The organism is Mesorhizobium sp. P5_C1, from assembly GCF_054049815.1.
On sequence record NZ_JBFULQ010001142.1, the window covers coordinates 1 to 923 of the forward strand.

General features: G+C 59.3%; 1 protein-coding gene. It reads right to left on the minus strand.

All coding sequences use genetic code 11. From position 1 onward, the window contains the following. Positions 1-56: 56 nt before the first annotated feature. On the minus strand, positions 57-923 hold an 867-nt coding region (locus ACXJ7R_RS34460), incomplete at its 5' end, for a type II secretion system F family protein (RefSeq protein WP_457155692.1).

The window sequence follows — 923 nt, forward strand, 5'->3', positions numbered from 1 at the left end:
ATACAGTTCCCCTCGAGCGTCCCCCGACTCACATTAGGACCAAAGCATACATGCAACTAGAAGAAAATCCCCTTCATGCGGATGATGACTGGCAGCATGATGACCATCAGCACGACCGGAAAGATGCACAGTCCCAACGGAATCATCATTTTCACGGGCAGTGCGTTGGCTTTCTCCTCCGCGCTCAGAATCCTCTGGCCTCGCATCTCTTCGCTGTAGACGCGCAGCGCGTCCGTCAGGCTGGTGCCCAGTTCTTCAGATTGCCGGAACAGTACGGCAAGCGCCCTTGCCTCTTCAAGCCCGATGCGGTCCGCGAGTTCACGCAGCGCCTCGCGCAAGGGCTTTCCCGCCCGCAGTTGCAGATTCATGATCGCAAGCTGGATGCCCAACCATTTATGGGTGCCTGCCAACTCCGAGCCAACTCGCTCGACCGCTGCCTCCAGGCTCATGCCGGCGTCGGCGCAGGTGATCATCATATCCATGAAATCCGGGAACCCACGGCGGTAGGTTTCCTTCTGGGCATTCTCAAAGCGATCGAGCAGAATGGCCGGAATCACCAAGCACGCCAATCCTAGCAGGGCTGAGCCGGCAAGGCCGACGAACCCGGGCAGATGCGGTGGCAACACGCGCGGCAGAAGTGCGTAGGCAGCCAAAAATCCGATACACACCACGCCGAGTCGCGATAGCGTATAGATCAATGGAGCGCTCGCTTGATAGAAGCCGGCGCGGAAGAGCTTTGCTTCAAGCGCACTCGGCTCCTGGCGCTCCTTCTCCATCGTTCGAAAGTATGCGTCGACCGGCCGTTGCGCGGCGATCTTGACCAACTGTTCCTGACCCGCGAGCGACCGATGGTTGACGGCACCTTCGCCCATCAGGCTTTTCGCAACGAGCTTTCGCGTCTGCAGGGCCGGCAAGAAGACAAG